Source organism: Synechococcus sp. H55.9 (assembly GCF_047462355.1).
In the GTDB taxonomy this organism is placed as follows: Bacteria; Cyanobacteriota; Cyanobacteriia; order Thermostichales; family Thermostichaceae; genus Thermostichus.
This window is the reverse complement of record NZ_JANSJB010000146.1, coordinates 1-3639: the sequence shown is the minus strand read 5'-3', so window position 1 is coordinate 3639 and position 3639 is coordinate 1. Positions and strand designations below refer to the sequence as shown.

Genomic DNA, 3639 nt, shown 5'->3' with positions numbered 1-3639 from the left:
CTGGGCTCCGGCACCTTGACCATCAATCCCAAGTACCGCAACAAGGGCCAAGGCCCCAACCCCTACCAAAATCCCTTCCAGCGTTGAGCAGTCGCTGCGAGCTAGGTGGTGAACGACTCCCGACACTCCTCTTCGTTGAGTAAACACAACATGGCTTACGCCACACTGCGCGAACAGATAGCGTACGGGCTTCACGCTTCCCAGACTTGTTTGCACAGAAGTCTCAGCGTGCTGCCACCGTGCGACCCACGGCGGAAACCAGTCAGGGAAGCTCTGCAGAGATTTAACTCAATCTCTTCAACTGAAGCACGAACGGCTTTCATCCCGACACTGATTGGCTCTTGAGTCAACACAATTCACCAATACAGTGCGGAGCTTCCCGCCGATTAAGCTAAACTCAGACAACTTTGAGGAGCACCTAGGCTTGCTTAAGCTTCTTCTTCCAGTTCTTGGATCTCTTCCGTAGGGGTGTGTCCAGTCGCTTCGTCTTCCTCAATCTGAACTTTATCGGTGGGGTTGTAGTACCGGCGCACATCCCACTCAGTAATCCAGCGACGAATAATTGACCGCACGGTAGTTGTGCTGTAAAGAGGAGGAATCTCGGGCAGTGATGGCCGTACCCAATCAGGGTAGGCCTTCTGGTAGAGATCCGCCACCTTGCGCAACATCGCTTGAATGGCCTCCTGAGCTTCCGAACAGGAGCGGAGGGGGATAGCCCGCCGAATGGCCTCCATGCCGGCCTTTACAGCTTCTTCAGAAACATGCTTCTGGCGCGCCATCTCAGGTGCCTTCTCCCAATCCCCTTTTTCCTGCAAGATAGACTGCTCAAAGTCGCGGGTTACTGCTCCCACTAGAATCAGCGGAGCTGCTTTTAGTTCTTCAGGTAAAGTTTCCTTGCCAAACAAGTGGCCAAGAACGCGGTAGGACTTGACCCGTTGCAGGATGCTGTACTGTGCAATCAGCTCGATCTCATCCACCAAAACCACCAAGCCCCTGAGCCCTATGGCCCGACATAGCTGAGCAGAAAAAGCCAGGCGCTGCCAGTGCAGACTTTCCGCAGGAGGTAGCTTGCCGACGGAGTGAGCCCCTGCCAGACCGTGATCCCGAAGTCTCTGCCGCACCTCTGAGAGCCTCAGGGTGGGTTCACCGGCCCAAAAGCGGACAATAGCATCTAGTCTCTCATCGTCACCCTCTAGCCTTTGGTGTAAAGCTAGAGTAGACGGCCACCAGCCCTCTCCAAATCGCCATTGGTTAACCCAAAGCTGGAACTCCTGGAAAGAAGGCTGTTTGTACTGCAGACGACCTGCAATGCCTTGGAGCCCGCGCTCAGCCATGTCAGGGAGTTCGATTTCGGCAAGAATGCGGGGAATTAGGCGACTAGGATTGCCAAGAGGCAGCTCTTTAGAGATGACGACCAACGAGGTGGCAAAACCCTGCTTCTTTGCTTTTTCCTGCAGAGTTAGTAGAAGATGAGACTTACCAGTTCCAAAGTCCCCCTTCACGAGCATCCCCCCAGGCTCTAAGCTGGGGGCGTTGCATAATTCCCAAAACTTCTCTTCGACCTCTTGTTGCCAAGAGCCAAGTTCTGCAACCGCAAATGGATTGGGAACACCGTTTCGCAGCGCTTCAATCGCTCGTCGGGCTACAAGTGATGCGCTCATTGAAGTTGAACCATAGTTGTACAAGGATTGGGATGATCGGGAGAATATACCTCGTTCTCAATTCGAGTTTGCAAGGCCCGGTACTTATGGTAGGACAAAAGTTCTGATTCAATGAACTCTGGAGGAGCCATGAAGATTAGAGCTGTTTTCTCAAGCTTACTCTCTGCATCGATAAACTCTCGCAAGGTTTCGTAAAGCTCAATAATTTGCCTACGAGTGAAGATTGGACGTCCATTTTCTCTTCGCTCGTAGTAATGAAATAGACTGACAAGAATTGCTGTGCAACCGAGCTGGCGCGTGAAAAGCCTCAGAAAAGAAAGTAGGATCTCTCGAGAATTTGTCCTATCAATCCTTCGAAAAATAGCTGCCCCACGCACTTGACTAATAGATTTCAGTGTGCCTTTGAGCCACTCCTGAACCGCAAGGCACAAACCTTCTAGAGTGCCTGGACTTTGGAGAGGCTCGTAGATAAGACGGGAAATAGCCTTGCGAAAGTCGAGAGCCAGAGAGTAGTCCTGAAAAATCAGCTTCTTAATTTCTCGCTGGAACTGTATGTTGATCTCGCGGGCCTCAACCTGGTAAAGCTCTGCCAGTTCCTCTAAAGTGCAGTCTTGAAGTTCTGAGCTGGGGGAATATTCAATTTTTCTGAGAATGCTATAGCGCAGTTCTCTGGCAAAAGATTCCCAGTTTACCTTCTGAGCAAGGGCAAACCAAAAATTCTCAATTGAATGTAGATTGATGCACTCTTCGCTTAGATCAAAAAGCCGAAAAGAAGAAAGAGATAGCTTTTCCCGAAGAGATTTGTAAAGGCGGGAGTAGGAATCTTTTGGGACGACAGCTAGCTTGACGGTTGCACCACCCGCAGGGATGAAGGATCCCAGGTAGTCTTTCTCAAGACAACGCAGCCATAAATCAAGCTGTGGACGACTCTGGGTTTCCCCACTCATAGACGCTCAAACTCCAAAAGATAGTAAATATGTTCCTCACCGCGTTCATCGCGAATGCGATAGCAGCGACCTGAGCGCGTGCCTGTAGATGCAGAGAAGATCAAGCGATAGCCATCCACATTGTTGATTGGGTTTCGATCTAGAAGGTAAAGATGTCGCGTAAATTCTGCTTCTGTGTAGTCTGAGTTATTGAGGTGGAGAACATCGAAGACATCTCGCGCAGCTACACTTATGGAGTTAGGCAGTTGCTCCACACGCTTTCTCAGGTAGCCTGACGCAATTCTTGCTGCCTTCCAAATGAGCTGAAGGACAGCCTGGGGATCAGTCTCTTTGCTCTTGGCGGCTCTTGCTCGCTTGATCGCCTCAGCAATAGCACTGGGCCGCTGGGATCGGAAAATCTTGCGGTCGATACGTACCCCCTCTCTGGCAAAGTGCACTAAGGCAGGAAAGGCCACAAAAATGTTGGGATTCTCGGTAGGAAGCCAGGGCTGGTCTACCCGTTCCCCCACTTCGCGGGCCAGGTCTTCGAGGGAGGAGGTGGACAAAGCTTGCTGGGCTTGTTCAAGAGCTCGCCTCACCAGCTCCACTTGGGAGAGAGCTTTGTTGAGGGCAGAGCCACAGCTTTCTACCTGGCGGTTTACTGCTTGGAGATCTCCCCTTCTGCTAGCAGCTTGGGCACTGCCTACCGCTTTCGTCACTTTCTTAGTTAGCTCAACCAAGCTGGCCAGCTCGCCGTCAAGAGCTTTGAAAGACCCCTCAAACATTTTTCTTCCAATTTTTTGACAAGGTAGCACTGCCAGGGAATGAGATGCAAGACTCAGCCCCGGTTGAATTGCTCAGGGCATGCGCAGCTCCCCTTCCACCTCCAGGCGGGTGTAAGGGCCGACGGCGAGGAAGCGCTCCCCTAGCATTTCGGCAGCGGCAGGTTGGATCCAGCCCATGCGCTGCAGCAGGTGCAAAGCCAAGGCATATTTGGCCCGCGCGGCCCCATCCTGTACCTTGATGGCCAGGCCCATCCCCTCTCCGACGCG

Annotated in this window: 4 protein-coding genes; all 4 read right to left on the bottom strand. The window is 52.1% G+C overall.

The annotated features are described in order from the left end of the window. Positions 1 to 428 precede the first annotated feature (428 nt). A complete protein-coding gene (locus NW857_RS12555) occupies positions 429 to 1685 on the bottom strand; it encodes a BREX system ATP-binding domain-containing protein (protein ID WP_414369150.1) in 1257 nt (418 codons plus the stop codon). Beyond that, on the bottom strand, positions 1658 to 2608 hold the full coding sequence (locus NW857_RS12550; RefSeq protein ID WP_414369148.1) for a hypothetical protein: 951 nt from the start codon (positions 2606 to 2608) through the stop codon (positions 1658 to 1660). The genes NW857_RS12555 and NW857_RS12550 overlap by 28 nt, the downstream gene beginning before the upstream one ends. Continuing rightward, positions 2605 to 3372 carry a hypothetical protein gene (locus tag NW857_RS12545; RefSeq protein WP_414369146.1) on the bottom strand — a complete coding sequence of 256 codons (768 nt, stop codon included), beginning with the start codon at positions 3370 to 3372 and terminating at the stop codon, positions 2605 to 2607. The genes NW857_RS12550 and NW857_RS12545 overlap by 4 nt, the downstream gene beginning before the upstream one ends. A 72-nt stretch (positions 3373 to 3444) precedes the next feature. Further along, positions 3445 to 3639: asparaginase (locus NW857_RS12540; RefSeq protein WP_414369145.1), on the bottom strand; the 195-nt coding region annotated here is incomplete at its 5' end.